This is a genomic window from Cognatiyoonia sediminum (assembly GCF_900129845.1).
Lineage (GTDB): Bacteria > Pseudomonadota > Alphaproteobacteria > Rhodobacterales > Rhodobacteraceae > Cognatiyoonia > Cognatiyoonia sediminum.
In genome coordinates, this window is the sequence record NZ_FQXB01000001.1 from 352933 (window position 1) to 372579 (window position 19647).

The 19647-nt window shown below is 56.1% G+C and carries 17 protein-coding genes; 5 read left to right on the plus strand and 12 right to left on the minus strand.

Annotated elements, in window-relative coordinates:
* Positions 1–38: 38 nt before the first annotated feature.
* Positions 39–2621 (minus strand): VWA domain-containing protein, encoded by a 2583-nt coding sequence (locus BUA85_RS01770; protein WP_072898820.1) that lies wholly within the window; start codon positions 2619–2621, stop codon positions 39–41.
* Between the two features lie 195 nt (positions 2622–2816).
* On the opposite strand from BUA85_RS01770, the gene uvrA reads away from it, so the two are divergent.
* Positions 2817–5687, plus strand: a complete 2871-nt coding sequence (gene uvrA, locus BUA85_RS01775) for an excinuclease ABC subunit UvrA (RefSeq protein WP_072900364.1) — start codon at positions 2817–2819, stop codon at positions 5685–5687.
* 54 nt (positions 5688–5741) lie between these two features.
* Here uvrA and BUA85_RS01780 read toward each other — a convergent pair whose 3' ends face one another.
* From BUA85_RS01780 to BUA85_RS01805, 7 genes are all read right to left on the minus strand, one after another.
* Positions 5742–6428: a M48 family metallopeptidase gene (locus BUA85_RS01780; protein ID WP_072898822.1), complete on the minus strand. Its 687-nt coding sequence runs from the start codon at positions 6426–6428 to the stop codon at positions 5742–5744.
* Between the two features lie 30 nt (positions 6429–6458).
* Positions 6459–7604: a M24 family metallopeptidase gene (locus BUA85_RS01785; protein ID WP_072898824.1), complete on the minus strand. Its 1146-nt coding sequence runs from the start codon at positions 7602–7604 to the stop codon at positions 6459–6461.
* A 57-nt stretch (positions 7605–7661) separates the two neighbouring features.
* The gene (locus tag BUA85_RS01790) at positions 7662–8849 is read right to left on the minus strand and encodes a vWA domain-containing protein (RefSeq protein WP_072898827.1); all 1188 of its coding nucleotides are present in this window, start codon (positions 8847–8849) and stop codon (positions 7662–7664) included.
* The gene (locus tag BUA85_RS16715; protein ID WP_165611562.1) at positions 8849–9019 is read right to left on the minus strand and encodes a hypothetical protein; all 171 of its coding nucleotides are present in this window, start codon (positions 9017–9019) and stop codon (positions 8849–8851) included. The genes BUA85_RS01790 and BUA85_RS16715 overlap by 1 nt, the downstream gene beginning before the upstream one ends.
* 12 nt (positions 9020–9031) lie before the next feature.
* On the minus strand, positions 9032–10387 hold the full coding sequence (locus BUA85_RS01795; protein WP_072898829.1) for a DUF2927 domain-containing protein: 1356 nt from the start codon (positions 10385–10387) through the stop codon (positions 9032–9034).
* Positions 10384–10845: a GNAT family N-acetyltransferase gene (locus tag BUA85_RS01800; RefSeq protein ID WP_072898831.1), complete on the minus strand. Its 462-nt coding sequence runs from the start codon at positions 10843–10845 to the stop codon at positions 10384–10386. The genes BUA85_RS01795 and BUA85_RS01800 overlap by 4 nt, the downstream gene beginning before the upstream one ends.
* Positions 10846–10997: 152 nt before the next feature.
* Positions 10998–11837 carry an AAA family ATPase gene (locus tag BUA85_RS01805; RefSeq protein ID WP_072900365.1) on the minus strand — a complete coding sequence of 280 codons (840 nt, stop codon included), beginning with the start codon at positions 11835–11837 and terminating at the stop codon, positions 10998–11000.
* Positions 11838–12023: 186 nt separating this feature from the next.
* On the opposite strand from BUA85_RS01805, the gene dksA reads away from it, so the two are divergent.
* Positions 12024–12446, plus strand: a complete 423-nt coding sequence (gene dksA, locus BUA85_RS01810) for an RNA polymerase-binding protein DksA (RefSeq protein ID WP_072898833.1) — start codon at positions 12024–12026, stop codon at positions 12444–12446.
* Positions 12394–13590 (plus strand): FAD-dependent monooxygenase, encoded by a 1197-nt coding sequence (locus BUA85_RS01815; RefSeq protein WP_242648972.1) that lies wholly within the window; start codon positions 12394–12396, stop codon positions 13588–13590. The genes dksA and BUA85_RS01815 overlap by 53 nt, the downstream gene beginning before the upstream one ends.
* A gap of 132 nt (positions 13591–13722) precedes the next feature.
* Here the strand turns inward: BUA85_RS01815 and gltA are convergent, their stop codons facing one another.
* Positions 13723–15018 carry a citrate synthase gene (gltA, locus tag BUA85_RS01820; protein ID WP_072898835.1) on the minus strand — a complete coding sequence of 432 codons (1296 nt, stop codon included), beginning with the start codon at positions 15016–15018 and terminating at the stop codon, positions 13723–13725.
* Between the two features lie 99 nt (positions 15019–15117).
* Positions 15118–16518: a glutamate--tRNA ligase gene (gene gltX / locus BUA85_RS01825; RefSeq protein WP_110559045.1), complete on the minus strand. Its 1401-nt coding sequence runs from the start codon at positions 16516–16518 to the stop codon at positions 15118–15120.
* 74 nt (positions 16519–16592) lie between these two features.
* Here gltX and BUA85_RS16880 point away from each other — a divergent pair, with 74 nt between their 5' ends.
* Positions 16593–16790, plus strand: a complete 198-nt coding sequence (locus BUA85_RS16880; RefSeq protein WP_242648973.1) for a hypothetical protein — start codon at positions 16593–16595, stop codon at positions 16788–16790.
* Positions 16791–16844: 54 nt separating this feature from the next.
* Positions 16845–18440: a ComEC/Rec2 family competence protein gene (locus tag BUA85_RS01830; protein WP_242649020.1), complete on the plus strand. Its 1596-nt coding sequence runs from the start codon at positions 16845–16847 to the stop codon at positions 18438–18440.
* On the opposite strand, the gene BUA85_RS16885 is transcribed toward BUA85_RS01830, so the two are convergent.
* A complete protein-coding gene (locus BUA85_RS16885; RefSeq protein ID WP_242648974.1) occupies positions 18422–18577 on the minus strand; it encodes a hypothetical protein in 156 nt (51 codons plus the stop codon). The genes BUA85_RS01830 and BUA85_RS16885 overlap by 19 nt on opposite strands.
* A 357-nt stretch (positions 18578–18934) precedes the next feature.
* On the minus strand, positions 18935–19627 hold the full coding sequence (lexA, locus tag BUA85_RS01835; protein ID WP_072898838.1) for a transcriptional repressor LexA: 693 nt from the start codon (positions 19625–19627) through the stop codon (positions 18935–18937).
* Between the last annotated feature and the right edge of the window lie 20 nt (positions 19628–19647).

Here is a 19647-nt window from a genome sequence, read left to right on the forward strand (position 1 = left end):
AAAAATAGGCGAAGCAAGGGATTGCTCCGCCTTTAAGATCAGTTCACGGTGATCGGAACGGAAACCAACCGTGTGTTGTCGAGGCCGAAGACGTATTCGATCACATACAATCCTGGCTCTTCCGGCAGCGCAATGTTCAGAACATCGCCGCCATCGACGCGAAGGGTATCGCTGGAGAACCTATAGGGGTAGTTTGTGTCCTCGTAATCCGCTGCCGTCACGCCGATATAGTCACGACTGTAGGCCGGTCCGGTCCACGCAACTTCGATCGTTGACCCTGCCGCGCCAGTGCTGGGCGCGGTGAGCGTCGCTGTGACGGGCGTCACCTCAATCGTGGAAGACGCTAATCGCGAATTGTCCTGATCGAGGACATACTCAATGACATAGTCACCTGGCATGGTTGGCAATTGCACGTTGAGCACATCGCCTTCACTGACCCGTTTTGTGGTGGTGGCGAAACGGTAGACATAGCCAATGTCCTCGACGTCTGCGGCGGTCACGCCGACATAGTCCCGCTCATATCCTGGACCGGTCCATGCAACTTCGATGACGGACCCCGCGGGTGCTGTGTTGGGTGCGGTGACGCTTGCCGAAAGGGCAGTAACCTCAATCGGAGCGAAGGCCAGTCGCGAGTGATCCTGATTGACCACATATTCGACGATGTACTGGCCCGGGTCTGCTGGGGCACGCACTCGCACGGTATTTCCATCGCTATCGCTAACCCGTTTGATGTCCGTTGCAAAGCGGTAGACATAGCCGATGTCTTCGGCATCTGCGGCTGTGATGCCGATGTAGTCTCGCTCATACCCAGGACCGGACCATTCCACCTCAAACGTGGATCCAGCGGGGACGCTGGCGGGTGCAGTAACGCCCGCCTGAACGTCCACCACTTCCAGAGGAACGGAAGCGAGGCGTGAATGATCCTGATTGATCACATACTCCAGCACATAGCTGCCAGGTTCGACCGGAGCGCGGACGTTCAAAACATCCCCGTCGCTTACGCGAACAATATCCGTTGCAAAGCGATAGACATAGCCGATGTCTTCGGCATCGGCGGCAGTGATCCCGATATAGTCGCGATCATACCCCGGGCCTGACCATGAAACTTCAAAGGTTGATCCTGCCTCGACACTGTCAGGCGCGGTGAGACTTGCGCTGACAGCGACCACTTCCAAAGGAACGGCGGCGAGGCGGGAATTGTCCTGACCAAAGGCATATTCGATCACATAGCTTCCCGGTTCTGTCGGCGCGGTGAGTTTTGCCACCCGCGTGTCGTCGAGGCGGGCTGTATTGGTTACAAACCGGTAGGGATAGCTGGTATCTTTGTAATCCGCAGCTGTGATCCCGATATAGTCGCGGTCATACCCTGGGCCGTCCCAACCGACCTCAATCTGAGAGCCTGCTTCAACAGTTTCGGGCGCGAAAATGCTGGCCTCAACCGGGGTAAGTATGATCGCTTGTTCGCCAATGCGCTCGTTGGTTGCGCCTAAGGAATATTCAATCACATAGTCGCCTGGCGTCGTCGGCATCAGGAGCGAGACGGGGTTGCCGGTATCGGTTCTGACGCTGTTTGAGAACCGATAGACATAGGATGTGTCGTTCACCGACGCCTCCGTCACGCCGATCACATCGCGTTCTTCATCCGGGCCATTCCAGCCAATCTCAATCGTCGATCCAACAGGCGCCGTTTCAGGTGCAGTGACGGTTGCGGTTTGGGCAGGCGTTTCAAACACCATCACCACGGTGCGCGGATTGGCTGTCGCGATGAATTGTTTGGTCTGCTCCACTTCCTGCGCCAGCCAATAGGCCGTCACCTCGTAAGAGCCTTGCTCCATCTCGAACACAAGTTCATTGCCCATTTCCTCAGCCGCTACGTTTTCCGGCAAAGGGTTCAGCGTCCACAACAGCGGAGTATCGATCAGGGGGCCGTCTTCGGTATCCAGACGCGCTTCAAACGTCACTTCACCAATGATCGGTTCCGGTTCGGGCTCCGGCTCAGGCGCGGCGGCCACTTGGGTCAGCGCTTCGGCCAACTGCCCTGCATTGTCCGCGGTGAGGAACTGACCACCCGTTTCGCCAGCGATACACTGCATCTGTGCCAAGGCTTCTGGGTCGGACCCAACATCAAAGCCAACAACATGGGCCGTAAAGTCGATGCCCGCTTCTTCCAACAGGCGTGCCGCGGCGCATGGATCAGGGTTGCAGGTCTCAACCCCATCCGACACGAGGATCACTGTTGCCTTGTCTTCGGTGTAACGCAGCGCTTGCGCGGCTGCGATCACCGCGTCGGTCATAGGCGTTTTGCCAAGCGGCTTGATCCCCGATACCGCATCCCGAATGGCGCCAGCGGTTCCAGGGGCAGGGGCCACAATCGTCTCAATATCAGTGCAGTTGCCCCGCTCGCGATGGCCGTAAACCGTCAGGCCCAAGCCCTGATCGGCTGGAATTGTACCAAGCAATTGCCCTACAACATCCTGCGCAATCGTGATCTTTGCCACACCATCAATCTGACCCCACATGGAGCCTGATCCGTCCAAAACAAGGATCGTGTTCGGCTGTTCCTGCGCCATTGCAGAGGTCGCAATCATCACCGCTGCTGCGCAACTTATTGGTCGTTTCATCATCAAATCCCTTAACTCTTTGAGTTAAATGAACCACAAGAGTATCGATCTGAATAGAATAAGTCGGCCATGGGTCAGGAATACCCGACCAAAACCGCAAAAATATCTCTCGTAAGTTCATGCTTTGTTCTGTATTTGGGGTAGCGAAGACATGTCAGCGTGCTATCTGAACCGCAGATGCTCTTGGGGGGCCTGATGGCTGAACTGAAAAATATCGAAGTGCGCGGCGCGCGGGAACACAATCTGAAGAATATCGATGTCGATATTCCGCGCGATCAGCTTGTAGTGATCACCGGCCTGTCCGGCTCGGGCAAATCCTCATTGGCCTTCGATACGATCTATGCCGAAGGCCAGCGCCGTTATGTTGAATCGCTCTCGGCCTATGCGCGGCAGTTCCTTGATATGATGGAAAAGCCGGATGTGGATCATATCGCGGGCCTTAGCCCTGCGATCTCAATTGAGCAAAAGACCACATCAAAGAACCCGCGCTCTACTGTTGGCACGATCACGGAAATCTACGACTACCTCCGTTTGCTCTTTGCCCGCGTCGGCACGCCATACTCGCCCGCCACCGGCCTGCCGATTGAAGCGCAACAGGTTCAGGACATGGTCGACCGCGTAATGACCTTGGAGGAGGGCACGCGCGGATACATGTTGGCCCCTATCATCCGCGACAGGAAAGGCGAATATCGCAAGGAGTTCCTGGAACTGCGCAAGCAGGGTTTTCAACGGGTCAAGGTCGATGGCGAATTCTACGATCTTGATGAACCCCCAACGCTAGATAAGAAATTCCGTCATGATATCGACGTGGTCGTTGATCGGATCGTCGTTCGAGAAGGCATCGAAACGCGGCTTGCTGATAGCTTCCGTACCGCTCTCGATCTGGCAGATGGCATCTGCATTTTGGAAACCGCGCCCTCTGAGGGCGATCCGGAACGGATCACCTTTTCAGAGAATTTCGCCTGTCCCGTCTCCGGCTTCACGATCCCCGAGATTGAGCCGCGCCTTTTCTCCTTCAACGCACCGTTCGGGGCGTGCCCGTCCTGTGATGGCTTGGGGGTAGAGCTGTTTTTCGACGAACAGCTGGTCGTGCCGGATGTGACCTTGAAGATCGCGGATGGCGCTTTGGCCCCATGGCGCAAAGGCAAATCGCCGTATTTCCTACAAACCATCGAAGCCATCGCGAAGCACTATGGTTTTGATAAGAACTCCCGCTGGAAAGACCTCGATCCCAAGATCCAGAACGTGTTCCTGCGCGGCTCCGGCAAGGAAGAGATCAAATTCCGCTATGACGAAGGGGGCCGCGTCTATCAGGTCGAGCGCGCCTTTGAGGGCGTGATCCCGAACATGGAACGGCGCTACCGCGAAACCGACAGCAACTGGATCCGCGAAGAGTTCGAACAGTATCAAAACAACCGCCACTGTGGCACATGCGGCGGCTACCGTTTGCGGCAAGAGGCTTTGGCGGTGAAGATCGGATCACACGACGCCTTGCTGCATGTCGGGCAAGTGGTCGAAATGTCGATCAAGGAAGCCTACGACTGGTGCCTCACTGTTCCCGACAATCTGACGGCCCAGAAGAATGAGATTGCAAAGGCGATCCTCAAGGAAATCCGCGAACGCCTTGGGTTCCTCAACAACGTGGGTCTCGAATACCTCACATTGTCCCGCAATTCGGGCACGCTGTCGGGTGGTGAAAGCCAGCGTATCCGGCTCGCTTCTCAGATCGGTTCTGGCCTAACGGGGGTACTCTATGTCCTCGATGAACCCTCGATCGGCCTGCACCAGCGCGACAATGACCGCCTTTTGACCACGCTGAAAAACCTGCGCGATCAGGGGAACACCGTGATCGTCGTAGAACATGACGAAGAGGCGATCCGCGAGGCGGATTATGTCTTCGATATCGGTCCGGGGGCAGGTGTGCACGGCGGACAGGTGGTCGCCAAAGGCACGCCCCAACAGATCATGGATCACGCAGGGTCGGTGACAGGCGAATACCTCGTTGGAACTCGCGAAATTGCGGTTCCGGCAGAGCGGCGCAAAGGCAAAGGAAAGTCGGTCGAAGTCATCAAGGCCACCGGCAACAACCTCCAAAACGTCACGGCGGAGTTCCCCTTGGGCCAGTTCGTCTGCGTCACCGGTGTGTCAGGCGGTGGCAAATCCACCCTAACGATTGAGACGCTGTTCAAAACTGCCTCCATGAAACTGAACGGCGCACGGCAAACGCCCGCACCTTGCGAGACGATCAAAGGGCTGGAACACCTCGACAAAGTCATCGATATCGATCAACGCCCGATTGGCCGCACGCCACGATCAAACCCCGCGACTTATACCGGCGCTTTCACACCGATCCGCGATTGGTTTGCGGGGCTCCCTGAATCCAAAGCGCGCGGGTACAAACCCGGTCGCTTCAGCTTCAACGTCAAAGGCGGCCGGTGCGAGGCTTGTCAGGGCGACGGTGTGATCAAGATCGAAATGCACTTCTTGCCAGACGTCTACGTCGAATGCGAAACCTGCAAAGGCGCGCGTTACAACCGCGAAACGCTTGAGATCAAGTTCAAAGGCAAATCCATTGCCGATGTGCTGAACATGACCGTCGAAGACGCGCAGGAGTTCTTTAAAGCCGTGCCTTCCATCCGCGAAAAGATGGATGCGCTGATGCGCGTGGGGCTCGGTTATATCAAGGTTGGCCAACAAGCGACGACGCTTTCTGGCGGTGAAGCACAGCGAGTCAAACTGTCCAAAGAACTCGCCAAACGATCAACAGGCCGCACGCTCTATATCCTCGATGAACCGACAACAGGTTTGCACTTCGAAGATGTGCGTAAGCTCTTGGAAGTGCTTCATGAATTGGTGGATCAGGGCAATTCGGTGATCGTCATCGAACACAACCTCGATGTGGTCAAAACCGCCGATCATATCATCGACATTGGCCCGGAAGGCGGTGACGGTGGCGGCAAGATCGTCGCGACCGGCATTCCAGAAGAGGTCGCTCAAGTCGCTGAAAGCCACACGGGCCGCTACCTAAAAGACATTCTAAACCCCAAACGCGTCGCGGCAGAATAAAAAATCGTTCATCTTGGCCAGAAAACTCTCCCCGAAGGGTCGGTTAGCAAAGCTTTACTCAGCCGCCCATTTCGCTTCATTCGCCTCAATCGCAGCAATCCGCCTGTCGGTCTTGGGATGGCTCATAATCCACGCAGGAACAGACGCGCCGCGCGCACCCGTTAGATGCTCTAACTTATGAAACAACGATTTCTGCGGCTCTGTGCCAATCCCCGCCTTCACCAATAGCGCAGAGGCGTAAGCATCCGCTTCAAACTCATCCGAGCGCGACAATCGCGCGGCCAAAATACTCATCATGAAATTTGCGATGAAGGGCCCGATGAACGGAATGAAGCGGTTAAACATCATCGCGAGCGCCGTGCGCATTGCGTTTTGGCTGGAGAAATCGATCATCCGCCGGCGCGAATGGCCCAAAGCGACGTGTCCAAGCTCATGCGCGATGACCGATGCCATCTCATCCGCTGTGACCTGACCAGATCTATATTTGTTGAAGAACCCTCGGGTGATGAAAATCCGGCCATCTGGTGCGGCCAGCCCGTTCACGGGTTCGATTTCATAGATATAGACCTTGATCCGCTCGATATCCAAAGCTTTGGCCATACGGTCCATCAAAGTGCGCAGCATCGGATCGGCCAGTTCCGTCGATTGTGCGTCCAATTCCCGCGACGTGCGCCAGACCGAAAAGCGGTACATCACAAGACCATAAAGAACGGCCAGAAGGATCGGGGTAAGTTTGATCATAGCTCTTATATGGGGGCGAATTTCAGAATGTCACCGCACGAGCAAAGTTGTGTCATGCCGCGACAGCCGTTCGCATCCATCTTCGGTGACAAGAACGGAATGCCCCAGTGTCATCGCATGGCCGTTGTCGCTGTCCATCAGGATCATATGCAGAAAGAACACCTGATTTTTGCGCATCAGTAGCGGGTTGCCTTCATAGAACATCGGAAAGTCGATCCAAATCGGCGTGTAGACTGCCCCCATGCCATAGCCGCAGGCTTGCAGCCGCGCATCGGACATGCCGGCCTTGTCGAACACGTCCGCATGGGCCGCGTAAACATCGCCCATCGGTTGCCCTGGTTTGATTGCGGCCTCGCAAGAAATCAGCGCCTCTTCGACCAAACCGTGTAGGCGTTTATGCGCATCTGACGGTGTGCCCACCAGAACCGTGCGCATCATCGCCGCGTGATAGCGGGCATAAACGCCGGACCATTCGAGCGTCAGTTGATCCGTCGCATCAAGATGACGCCGACCAGAGAAATAGCGGCAGAGCAGGGCGCGTTCGGCCGAACCGATGATAAACTCATTGCCCGCATAGTCCCCCCCACCGCGAAAGACGGCGCCTTGCATATCGGCCAAAATATCGCCCTCGAAGGCACCGGCTTTGGTGGCGGCCAAAGCCGCATCCAACGCGTCGTCAGACAGCGCCGCGGCTTTGCGGTGCATCGCGACCTCCGCGTCTGATTTATCCCGTCGCAGGGTACGGATCAGGCCCGATGCGTCTTCCAAGCCGCTGATCTCGGCCCGTATGGCCTGACCGTTTTTATCTGACAAACCTGCCGTATCACTTTCAAACCCAATCCGACCCGTCACGCCCAGATCGGACAGCAATGCTGCCAAATCCCGCGCCGGATTGGCCCCCTCATGTTCTGGCCAAATGTGGATCTGGTCATTTACCAATGTCGACGTCACCTGCGCTTGCCTGAGGTCGGGCATCCGTGTGAGCAGATGAAGCTCTCCCTCCGCGGTAAGAACAAGGCATTGGAACATTGCAAAGCCAAAGGTGTCATAGCCGCAAATCCAAAACTGGCTTTCGGGGGCAAACATCAACAAGGCATCAAGCCCACGCTCAGATAGCGCCTGCTTGGCGCGTGACTGGCGCATCTCATATTCGGGGCGATCAAAATGAAGTGTCATGGGGAGACGTTGTCTCGCAAATTTCGGCGCGTCAACGCTTTGGATAGTGATCGTGAGCTACCGCACCAATACCTTCATGCCTGTCTCAATGCCCGACAGCGTCATCGGCACCATGCGATCTGCACCGAATACCTCTTGGATCATCCCAATCGATTGGGTGTAGCCCCAGTATTTCTCCGGCACTGGATTGATCCAAAGATGGCCCGCCCATTGATCCCGCGCACGTTCAAGCCAGACATGGCCTGCTTCTTTGTTCCAATGCTCATTGGCGCCACCGGCAAAGGCAATCTCATAAGGCGACATGCTGGCGTCGCCTACGAAAATACATTTGTAATCAGGGCCATACGTGCGCAGCACATCCCAGGTTGGCGTCTGCTGATCCCACCGGCGGCGGTTGTCCTTCCACACCCCTTCATACAGGCAATTGTGGAAATAAAAATGCTCCATATGCTTAAATTCAGCCTTGGCCGCGCTGAAAAGTTCTTCGACGATCTTCACGTGCGCATCCATCGATCCACCGATGTCCAAAAACAGCAAAACTTTCACCGCATTCCGCCGTTCAGGCCGCGTTTTGACGTCGATATACCCATGTTCGGCCGTGGATTGGATCGTACCGGGGAGGTCTAATTCTTCCTCCGCCCCGTCGCGGGCCCAGCGGCGTAGCCGTTTCAACGCAACCTTGATATTGCGTGTCCCCAGCTCCACATCGCCATCAAGATTACGAAACTCTCGTTTGTCCCAGACCTTTACCGCGCGCTGATGGCGGCTTTCCTTTTGCCCGATCCGAACGCCTTCCGGATTGTAGCCATAAGCGCCAAATGGGGAGGTGCCACCTGTGCCAATCCATTTATTGCCCCCCTGATGGCGCCCTTCCTGTTCCTTCAAACGTTCTTTCAGCGTCTCCATCAGCTTATCGAACCCGCCTAAGGCTTCGATCTCGGCTTTTTCCTCTTCTGACAAATGCTTCTCTGTCATCTTACGCAGCCATTCTTCGGGAATGTCGACGGCGTTCAGCACATCTGCCGCGCTGATCTCTTCCAACCCTGAAAACGTGGCCGCAAAGGCTTGATCAAAACGATCGATATGGCGTTCGTCTTTGACCATGATCGCGCGGGCGAGGAAGTAGAACGCCTCAATATCGTACGTCGCCAGACCGGCTTTCATCGCCTCAAGGAATGACAAAAACTCTCGCAAACTGACGGGCACTTTCGCGCGGCGCAGATTGTCGAAGAACGGCAGGAACATTAGGTTAGGCTGCGCTCAATAAAGACCAAAGCGAACAGTCCGATCAGGCCGAAGATCATTGCAAAGACTGCGCCCCATTGCAGCATGTCCAGCACTTTGCCGCCGCGCATCTTGGCGCGCACGGCCCCCACAATCGCGCCGATCAAAAGTCCAGCAAGAGGGTAGATCATTGGTGTGGTCCCTTAGAAGGGGCGCAGCGAAGCCACTTCGGCAAGCCGGGCCTGAACGTTTCTGTCCGAGCCGAACCCGTATCTTGCCCAGCCCAAACTGTCCAGTCGGACCGCATCCGCGGCGTCGTTATTGCCCCTCATATCCAAGGCTTCGGCTTTGAACATCATCAGAGTGGAGAGGAGGGCCGCGTTCTGATGCTGCTCTGCCACCGGAATGGCTGCGTTGGTCAGCGCAAGCGTGGCATCCGTATCGCCAGAAGCCAATGTGAACGCCGCCTTTTGAACAGCGATGTGGGCTGCGTGAATGTCGGTGTTGTCGCTCTGACGATAAAGCGCCTCTGCGGCATCAAAAGCGCGCAGGGCGCGCTGTGGATCATTGGCAACCTCAAGCCGGCCATAGGCATAATAGGCAAAGCCCTGACGCGGCCCGCTCCAACCGGAGTCCGTACCAATCGCAATAGCCGATTGTGCTGCGCGACGCCTGCGGTTTTGGCTTGATCCCGAACTCACCGCTGTTGCCATCGCATCAATCCATTCGCGGCTTGTCGCGGAGCGGCTTTGCGGAGAAATCGACCGACCGGCAGGGTTCAGGCGGGCCAACACGGTTGGGATAACTTCCAAAGCTTCGGCGTCGGTCATGCCATTGCGCATCTCAGGCGCGTAGTAAGCGCGCAAGATCAACATATCAAAACCGGTGAGGACGGTGTGAATGTTGTCGTCGTTAAAGATACTGTCCGGCAAGCGGTAGAGATCGTTCAGCGGACCAATCGCTTGCGCCAATTCTTCATGGAGGCAGTCGCGCACCTCTTGCGGGGCCGCATCGGAGGGGATGAAAACGGAAGCCCTTTCGCGACGCTCTAAGGTTGACCAGTCCAAAGCAGACGTGCCAGCTTTGCGGCTGAACTCTGCCCAGCTTTCGACCCGTGGAACGACAAAACAGGCAGCCCTTGGAGCAACCCCTTGCAAGGTGTTCAGCGGAATCGCTTCAACAGTGATCGAAGCATCATCCTCGTTGGTCATCAGAATGTTGATGCCCGCCTCGCGGCGCAGTCGAGTCAAAAGCGCGTGAAGATCATCGAGCATCTGATCGGAGGTCTCCCCCGTCAGCCGCACCGTGATCGGCCCCTCAAACCGTGTCATAAAGGGCAGTTCTTTCCCACTTTCCATGCGGAAACTGAGATCAAGAAAATCCCGTGCGATTTCGGCATTTGATCGCTTTGGCGGCACCAAAGGGGCAGGGGCAAAGGCACGCATCGGCGGCAGGTCTTGCACGATCGAGGCCGCCCGCGTTGGCAGTGCGCTGTCACGCTGAACCGGCGCACAGGCGACCAAAAGGGTCAACGCCAATGCCGCCAGCCGGTTGATCATGCGGGCCTCTGGTATTTGATGAAATTGGTCTTGGTCGCGATCCGGTCGTATAGTTTTTGGGCCGTGACATTGTCATCTTGTGTCGTCCAATAGACCGAAGGGCAGCCCGCCGCGTCAGCGGCCTTATACACCGCTTCGATCAAAGCGCGCCCAACACCCAGCCCGCGCGCTTCTGGCACAGCGTAAAGGTCTTGCAAGTAAACAACGTTCTCAACCCGCCAATTGTGCCGGTGAAATAGATAATGCGTCAGCCCAACAAGCTTTCCGTCATGCTCTGCCACCAAGCAGGTGTAATCTTGCGGATCATCCCCCAAAAGGCGGGCAAAGGTGGTGTCGTAAACTACGTCTGCGACTGAAGATTCGTAAAACTCTAGGTAAGCCGTCCAAAGCGCCTGCCATGCGTCCCGATCTTCGGAACGCAGTTCACGAATGGTGACGGGCAATTTCGCCTCTGCCATCTCTGCTCTCCATCTTATTTCGTCAGTGCCGCAGCACTGCGGTCCCTCTCAATCGGGGACACCGCAATTAACTATGGATTCGTATGGTAAATCATCCGCTAACGAGACCTTGCAACGCCATGATTCCTCACCGTTGCGAGAAAGACTCAGATTTAACGCTGTCCGCGCGCCATAAAGGCCAAACGCTCAAACAAATGCACGTCTTGCTCGTTCTTCAGCAAAGCCCCGTGCAGCTTCGGCAAAGCATTCGCACCATCGCGTTTGAGGTCTTCTGCATCCAAGTCCTCCGCTAACAACAGCTTCAACCAATCCAAAACCTCAGACGTAGACGGCTTTTTCTTCAAGCCGGCGGTGTCTCGGATCTCATAGAATTGCGTCAGCGCGGTTGTCAGCAAGGCCTCTTTGATCCCGGGGTGATGGACCTCAACGATTTTCTTCATCGTCTCTGCATCGGGGAACTGGATGTAGTGAAAGAAACACCGGCGTAAAAACGCATCTGGCAGCTCTTTTTCATTGTTCGACGTGATGATCACAATCGGCCGATTATCGGCCTTAATCGTCTCACCGGTTTCATAGACATGAAACTCCATCCGATCGAGTTCTTGCAGCAGGTCATTGGGGAATTCGATGTCTGCTTTGTCGATCTCATCAATCAACAGAACGACCTTTTCCTCGGCCTCAAACGCCTGCCAAAGCTTGCCTTTCTTGATGTAGTTTTTGACGTCATGAACCCGCTCGTCGCCCAATTGGCTGTCTCGCAAGCGGCTGACGGCATCGTATTCATACAACCCCTGCTGCGCTTTGGTCGTCGATTTGATGTGCCACTCAATCATCGGCAGCCCCAAAGCTGCGCTGACCTGACGCGCCAATTCGGTCTTTCCCGTCCCGGGTTCGCCTTTAACGAGCAGTGGCCGCTCCAAGGTCACAGCGGCGTTTACCGCGATTTTCAGATCGTCAGTGGCTACGTAGTTGTCAGTGCCTTGGAATCGCATCATCGCCTCATCAAGAATTTGCCGCACCCTATGCGTGCTTTGACGCCGCATCAACACACTGTGTCACGGGCTTTTTGGGGGTGACAGTCGCGCCGCAAAGGCGTAGAGGGTGCAAAACTGTTTTGGGGAAAGGTTGCTGACGCCACGTAGTCAAGCCGCAGCGACTAAAAAAAAATGGGAAAAAGCATGAAAGCTGAAGTGTTCTTGGACGAAGATTACCGTCCTGCCGAAGACGAACCGTTTATGAACGATCGCCAAATCGAATACTTCAGACGGAAGCTGATCAACTGGAAAAACGACATCCTTGACAACAGCAGTGACACCGTTGCTGGTATGAAGGATCAGACACGCAATATTCCAGATGTGGCCGACCGTGCCTCCGAAGAAACAGACCGCGCGCTTGAGCTGCGCACACGCGACCGCGAACGCAAGCTGGTGGCCAAGATTGACGCTGCTCTGCGTCGTATCGACGAAGGGGAATACGGCTATTGCTCAATTACTGGTGAGCCGATTTCCCTCAAGCGTTTGGACGCACGTCCGATTGCGACCATGAGCCTTGAAGCGCAGGAACGCCACGAACGCCGCGAGAAGGTTCATCGCGACGACTGATCTAGATGGTTTCACCGTTGGCATCGTCGGCGGTGGTATTGGCGGGTTAACCGCAGCGCTTGCTTTTGCCGATCGCGGAGCAAGCGTTTCTGTCTTAGAGCAAGCCAAAGAGTTTACCGAGGTCGGGGCTGGCATCCAAATCACGCCGAACGCCGCGCGGGTGTTTCAAGCCTTAGGTCTGCTTGAGTTTTTGCCGCGCATCGGGATCGAAGCCGAAGCCGTTGTGCCGGTTGATGGGCTGACGGGGAAGGCGATCACGGGTTTTGATCTCTCCGCCCAATCGCCGCGTTATCATTTTGTGCACCGCGCCAAGCTGCTTGAAATGTTGGTCAACGCCTGTATTGGACGCGGCGTTCAGCTTCATACCAACAGTCGTGTCGCTTCCGCGACCGACGAAGGGGTGATGTCCTTCGAAGACGTGGACGCAACCCACGCACAATTCGATCTGGTAGTCTTCGCGGATGGCATTCATTCCATCGGCCGCGCTTTGATAAATGGCCCCACTGAGCCGTTTTTCGCCGGCCAAGTCGCGTGGCGCGCGATTGTCAGCGGGAGCATGACCAATGCGGCCCAAGTGATTATGGGGCCGGGTCGGCACATCGTTCTCTATCCGCTCGGACCGAACCAGATCAATTTGGTGGCCGTTCAAGAACGCTCGAATTGGGCTAAGGAGGGATGGAACCACGCAGACGATCCTGCCAATCTACAAGACGCATTTTCGGATTTTGCACCGGATATCAGAGCTTTGCTGGAAAAAGTTGAGACCGTGAACCTTTGGGGTCTTTTCCGACATGAGGTCGCGCAAAGCTGGGTTAAAGGTCGAATGACTATGCTCGGCGACGCCGCCCATCCGACTTTGCCGTTCCTCGCCCAGGGCGCGAACCTTGCAATTGAAGACGCCTATGTTCTGGCCCGATCTGTTGAACGAGATGGGCGTGTACAGGGTTTAGGCACCTACCAGAACATGCGTCGTCCTAGGGTAATCCGCGCGATTGACGCTGCGAATGCGAATGCAAAGAACTACCACCTCTCTGGGCCACAACGCTGGGCGTCGCATATGGCTTTGAGGGGGCTCGGCGTTGTGGCTCCCAACGCGTTCTTGAGGCGGCTCAGTTGGCTCTATGATTTCGACGTAACCGTGTAGAGCGACATAGAGTTTTTTCTAAAACTCTTCCCATTTTTTTTGCAATAAACTTCCCCCCCCAGGGAGTTTATTGGCCAAGATGAAAGAGCAACTGGGCATGAAAAAAGCCACCCGGAGGTGGCTTTTGAAGTCTTAGCGGTTTTCGATGTCCATGTAATCGCGGCTTGTTTCGCCCATATAGAGCTGGCGTGGGCGACCGATCTTCAACGCTGGATCGGACAGCTGTTCTTTCCACTGTGAAATCCAGCCCACCGTCCGTGACAGCGCAAAGATCGGCGTGAACATAGATGTCGGGAAACCCATCGCTTCGAGGATGATCCCGGAATAGAAATCCACATTTGGGAACAGTTTCTTTTCTGCGAAATACGGATCGGCCAAGGCGGCTTTCTCCAGCTCCTTCGCCACTTGCAACGTTGGATTGTTCTCTACGCCCAGAAGATCAAGCACCTCATCCGCGCTTTCCTTCATCACGGTCGCCCGTGGGTCGAAGTTTTTGTAAACGCGGTGGCCAAAGCCCATCAGGCGGAACGGGTCTTCCTTGTCCTTCGCACGGGCGATGAACTCAGGAATCCGGTCGACGGTGCCAATTTCACGCAGCATTTCCAAACACGCTTGGTTCGCGCCCCCATGGGCAGGGCCCCAAAGGCACGCGATACCGGCTGCGATACACGCAAATGGATTCGCGCCGGATGAAGAGGCCAGACGCACTGTCGAGGTAGACGCGTTCTGTTCGTGATCGGCGTGCAGCGTAAAGATACGATCCATCGCGCGGGCGAGGATCGGATCAACTTCGTAGTCTTCGGCTGGGACGGAGAAACACATGCGCAGGAAGTTTGACGCATAGTCCAGATCATTGCGCGGGTACACGAACGGCTGACCGATGTGGTATTTGTAGGCCATCGCCGCGATTGTCGGCATCTTTGCGATCAGCCGGATGGACGCCACTTCACGCTGCCATGGATCGGATGGGTCGGTTGAATCGTGATAGAACGCAGACATTGCACCAACGACGCCAACCATAATCGCCATTGGATGCGCATCGCGGCGGAAGCCACGGAAAAAGTTCATCATTTGCTCGTGAAGCATAGTGTGGTTGGTCACACGGCTTTCGAAATCTTCTAACTGAGCAGCCGACGGCAGCTCACCATAAAGCAGCAGATAGCACACTTCGAGATAATGAGATTTGGCAGCCAGCTGATCAATCGGGTAGCCACGGTGCAACAACTCACCTTTACCGCCATCAATAAAGGTAATTGTGGAGTCAGTGGACGCCGTAGACGTAAAGCCCGGGTCATATGTGAACACACCGGCTTGAGCATAAAGCTTGCGGATGTCCAAAACATCCGGTCCAGCGGTCGGAGAGTAGATCGGCAGCTCATAGTCCTGCCCATCAATGGTCAGCGTTGCGGTTTTTGTGGCGTCAGACATATCACTCTACCTCCTAGCGCGGCGCGCGCGGGTGCACGGGCCGGTGTTTGCATTTTCTAGCCTTTGGTGGACTTAACGAGGAACCGTTACAGTCGCGTGTCAGGCGGATGCTTCTTCCAGACGCGCGATGGTTTCGTCGCGCCCGATGACAAGCATCATGTCAAAGACCGAAGGGGAGACCGAGCGCCCAGCCAGTGCCGCCCGAAGCGGGCCTGCCAGCTTACCCAGTTTGGTGTCATGTGCCTCTGCGAGTGCGGCGACAAGACCCTCCAGCGTGTCTCGGTCCCAGCTAGCATTTTGCAACTGCGGCGTCAATTCGCTCAGTATACCACGGGATACCGTATCGAGCATTTTGTCAGATCTCTCATCCCGCTCCAACGGGCGTTCCGCAAGGACAAAGTGAGCCTTTTCAAGAAGTTGCGGAAAGGTTTTGGCGCGATCTTTCAAACAATACATCGCGGTCAACAGGCCGTGAGATTGTGTGTCAGTCAATGGATCGGCGCCCGTGACGGCCAAAAACGCTTTGATTTCATGCAGCAGTGCAGCATCGTCACTCGCAGCAATGTGCTGACCGCAGATATTCTCCAGTTTTTTGAAATCAAATCGGGCTGGTGATTTGCCAATTCCATCAAGGTCGAACCATTCCTTTGCCTGCGCGTCAGTAAAGAACTCATCGTCCCCATGGCTCCAGCCGAGGCGGGCCAAATAGTTGCGCATCCCCGCTGCGGGATAACCCATCTTTTGATACTCCGCGGCGCCCGTCGCACCATGCCGTTTTGAGAGCTTCTTACCATCAGGGCCAAAGATCAGCGGGATATGAGCCAGAACGGGCTTGTCCCATCCCATCGCCTCGTAAATCAGGTTTTGACGGAAAGCATTCACTAAGTGATCGTCGCCTCGAATGATGTGCGTGACGCCCATGTCATGGTCGTCAACCACGACAGCCAGCATATAAACGGGCGTGCCATCAGACCGCAGTAGGATCATGTCGTCCAACTGATCATTTTGCCATGTCACATCGCCCTGAACCTCATCATGCAGAGTCGTAGACCCCTCGCGCGGGGCTTTGATCCGGACCACATAAGGCGCATCAGGGTGATCCTCTTCAGCCACATCGCGCCATGGCGAGCGGAACAAGGTCGAAGTATTCTCAGCGCGTGCCATTTCGCGGAACGCCTCAATTTCATCCTGCGTCGAGAAGCACTTGTAAGCTTTGCCATTGGCGAGCAGCTCATGGGCCACCTCAGCATGACGTTCGGCATTCGCAAACTGGCTAGAAGGCTCTCCATCCCAATCCAAGCCCAACCAAGTCAGACCATCCAAAATCGCTTGCGTGTTTTCATCTGACGACCGCGCGCGATCCGTATCTTCGATCCGCAACAAGAATTTCCCGCCGCGTCCTCGGGCGTAAAGCCAGTTGAACAATGCGGTCCGTGCGCCACCGATGTGCAGCGATCCAGTCGGTGAGGGGGCGAAGCGTGTTACGACGGTCATGGGCAGTTTAACCTTTGGTTTACCAAAATCAGGCAGGTTTCTCTTCGCTGGGGGATACGAAAGACGGGAGGTAAGAACAAGTGCAGCCCTTCCGATTGATCTCCAGCGGGCTGCTTGCGCAAAGAGGGCACTTTGTTGGCTGGGTTCCAGTATTCCTTGGAATAGGGATCGGGCTCTATCTCGGCCTGAAGTCGGAACCTGCCTTTGAGGTATGGATCGGTGTCGGAGCGATTGTGCTCCTCCTAACTCTTCTATCGCGCGTCATCGGGTACGCGTGAGCACCGCTCCTTATCGCTCTCGCTCTCGTAGGCGCAGGGGCCGGATTGGCCAAGGTGAGGACGGAATTGGTCCGCGCCCCTGTGCTCGATTTTCGCTACTATGGGCCGATTGAGGGCAGGGTGGTGCATATCGACCGCTCTGCCAGTGACGCGTTCCGTCTGACGTTGGATCGGGTGGTCCTGTTCAATATCGCACCTACGGACACCCCCGACCGCGTGCGGGTGTCGGTGCATGGCGATCAATCGTATACGGCGTATCACCCCGGCGATACCCTGATGACGACCGGCCACCTTGGCCCGCCGTCCGGCCCTGCCGAACCGGGCGGTTTTGATTTTCAACGGCATGCATGGTTTCTCGAACTTGGGGCTGTTGGTTACACTCGTAATCCTGTGTTGCGGCTTTTGCCGGCTACGGGTGAGACCGACATTGCTATCGCTACCCTTCGGGATCGCATCTCCAAACATGTCCTTGGTGCAATGACAGAGGAAACGGGTGGGTTTGCGGTTGCGATCACGACGGGTGATCGATCGGGCATAGCGACCACGACAATGGAAGATTTGCGTGCAGCGAACCTCGCGCATCTTTTGGCGATTTCGGGCCTGCACATGGGCCTTTTGACGGGATTTGTGTTTCTGCTGATCCGGTCCGCTATGGTGTTGTGGCCGCACATAGGCGTCCAATGGTCGACTAAGAAGATCGCAGCTGCCACAGCAATCTTGATCGGAGCGGTTTATCTCCTGTTGTCAGGTGGAAACGTGGCGACGGAACGCGCCTTCATCATGGTCTCGGTCATGTTTCTGGCCGTGATTTTGGATCGGCGCGCCTTGACTTTGCGCGCGGTCGCCATTGCCGCAACCATCGTTTTGATCCTACGGCCTGAAGCATTGATTGGCCCAGGATTTCAGATGTCATTCGCGGCGACGACGGCCTTGGTCTTTGTCTTTGGCCTATTGCGCCATGTCGACCTTTATCGCTACCCGAAATGGGCGCGGGGGGCGTTTTCGGTTGTTGTCTCCTCCGGCGTCGCTGGTCTTGCGACAGTGCCATTCGCCGCAGCGCACTTCAACCAAATCGCGCATTTCGGCTTGATTGCGAATGTATTGAGTGTGCCGATCATGGGGGCGTTGGTGATGCCGTCAGCAGTTGTCGCGGCTATCTTGGCCCCGCTGGGTCTGGAAAGCATCGGCTTCCTCGGGATGGACATCGGCTTGCGCTGGATTCTCTTCGTGGCCGAAAACACCGCCAATCAACCCGGCGCGGTTAGCCATGTTGCGGCACCAGATACGCGCGTGCTCCCGTTGATCGCCCTTGGTCTGTTGATCATCGTCTTGTGGCAAGGCCATCTGCGCATGGCAGGGGGCATCGCCGTCGCAGCTGGGTTTGTGCTGTGGACCTCCTCCGAGCGTCCCGCGCTCTTGGTGGCGAATACAGGCGGATTCATGGGCCTTGCGACACCCGAAGGGCGCGACCTGTCTCGCGCGACGGGCCATGGATTCGTGGCTAAGATTTGGTTGGAAAACGATGGCGCACCCGTTCCGCAGCGGGCGGCCGCGGCAAGGGAAGGGAAGGGATTGAAACCGCGGAACGTTTGTATCGCGCAACGTTGGGCGAGTGGTCCGTCCTGCTTGTCTCAGGCAAAACGGCGCTGAGCGATCTGGAGGGCTGCGGCGATGCGGATGTGTTGATTAGCAATCAGGACGTGACCAGCGACAGGAATTGCCTTGTGTTTGATCAAACCGCATTGCGCCGATCCGGTTCCCTCGCCATGGACATTGAGGACGATCATTTGCTGATCCAATCCGGCCGGTAGGCGAGCGGTGTACGCCCTTGGAATGCCTATGCCTATTCCCAACCGATCCCAGAGTCATGGGCACTGCAAAGGGAAAACAGCCCGCAGGAGGCGCCCGTTTTGGCAGAGTGGTAAGTGAGCTGTCATTTGAAGTCGAAGTTCGGTCGATTGAACCTTGTCATCCGGATCGCCTGCGATCCGGTTCGCGCCCGACCCCGCCCCCCAGGGCGGGTGCGAATGAGCTAAGTTTACTATGGATTGGACCCACAAAACATTGCAGCGCATGCGGCGCAAATTCAGAGCCGCCCTCGGTGTCGGGCGCGAACCTACTGTCGCGTTCTGATTTCCAAGGGGTTAGTAGGTCCGGATCAAACCAGCCAGTTTCCCCTGAACCTTGACCTGTTCGTCACGGAACACGCGGGTTTCATAGGCGGGGTTAGCGGCCTCCAATGCAATAGAAGATCCGTTACGGCGCAGCGTTTTCAACGTTGCCTCCTGACCTTCGACCAAGGCCACAACGATATCCCCGTCATCCGCAACAGAGGTTTCGCGCACAATCACGATGTCCCCATCATTGATGCCAGCGTTGATCATTGAGTCGCCCTTAACCTCCAACGCGTAATGTTCGCCATTGCCAAGCATTGATTTCGGCACAGCAACATTGTGCGAGGCATGGCTGATCGCTTCAATCGGCACACCGGCAGCAATCTTACCCATCACCGGAATATCAAGCGACGCCGCCTCAACCGGCATCGCTTGAGGAGGAGTGCTATCTGGTTTGTCGCCTTCGATCACACGCGGGGTAAACCCGGTTGAGCTCGGCCCGCCGAGGCTTTCTGGCAGTTTCACAACTTCCAAAGCACGGGCACGGTGCGCAAGGCGGCGGATGTAGCCGCGTTCTTCCAGCGCTGTGATCAATCGGTGAATGCCGGATTTGGAGCGTAGATCCAGTGCCTCTTTCATCTCATCAAAGGACGGCGGCACTCCGTCGCGCTGCGTGCGCGTGTGGATGAATTCCAGCAGATCGAGTTGTTTCTTGGTCAGCATCGAAAACCTCGTGTTTTTGT

Excerpts from the sequence above, each read along its gene's own strand:
- BUA85_RS01770 (WP_072898820.1), bottom strand. The coding sequence starts at position 2,621 with ATGAAACGACCAATAAGTTGCGCAGCAGCGGTGATGATTGCGACCTCT.
- uvrA (WP_072900364.1), top strand. The coding sequence starts at position 2,817 with ATGGCTGAACTGAAAAATATCGAAGTGCGCGGCGCGCGGGAACACAAT.
- BUA85_RS01780 (WP_072898822.1), bottom strand. The coding sequence starts at position 6,428 with ATGATCAAACTTACCCCGATCCTTCTGGCCGTTCTTTATGGTCTTGTG.
- BUA85_RS01785 (WP_072898824.1), bottom strand. The coding sequence starts at position 7,604 with ATGACACTTCATTTTGATCGCCCCGAATATGAGATGCGCCAGTCACGC.
- BUA85_RS01790 (WP_072898827.1), bottom strand. The coding sequence starts at position 8,849 with ATGTTCCTGCCGTTCTTCGACAATCTGCGCCGCGCGAAAGTGCCCGTC.
- BUA85_RS16715 (WP_165611562.1), bottom strand. The coding sequence starts at position 9,019 with ATGATCTACCCTCTTGCTGGACTTTTGATCGGCGCGATTGTGGGGGCC.
- BUA85_RS01795 (WP_072898829.1), bottom strand. The coding sequence starts at position 10,387 with ATGATCAACCGGCTGGCGGCATTGGCGTTGACCCTTTTGGTCGCCTGT.
- BUA85_RS01800 (WP_072898831.1), bottom strand. The coding sequence starts at position 10,845 with ATGGCAGAGGCGAAATTGCCCGTCACCATTCGTGAACTGCGTTCCGAA.
- BUA85_RS01805 (WP_072900365.1), bottom strand. The coding sequence starts at position 11,837 with ATGCGATTCCAAGGCACTGACAACTACGTAGCCACTGACGATCTGAAA.
- dksA (WP_072898833.1), top strand. The coding sequence starts at position 12,024 with ATGAAAGCTGAAGTGTTCTTGGACGAAGATTACCGTCCTGCCGAAGAC.
- gltA (WP_072898835.1), bottom strand. The coding sequence starts at position 15,018 with ATGTCTGACGCCACAAAAACCGCAACGCTGACCATTGATGGGCAGGAC.
- BUA85_RS16885 (WP_242648974.1), bottom strand. The coding sequence starts at position 18,577 with ATGATCGTCCTCAATGTCCATGGCGAGGGAACCGGATCGGCGCAATGC.
- lexA (WP_072898838.1), bottom strand. The coding sequence starts at position 19,627 with ATGCTGACCAAGAAACAACTCGATCTGCTGGAATTCATCCACACGCGC.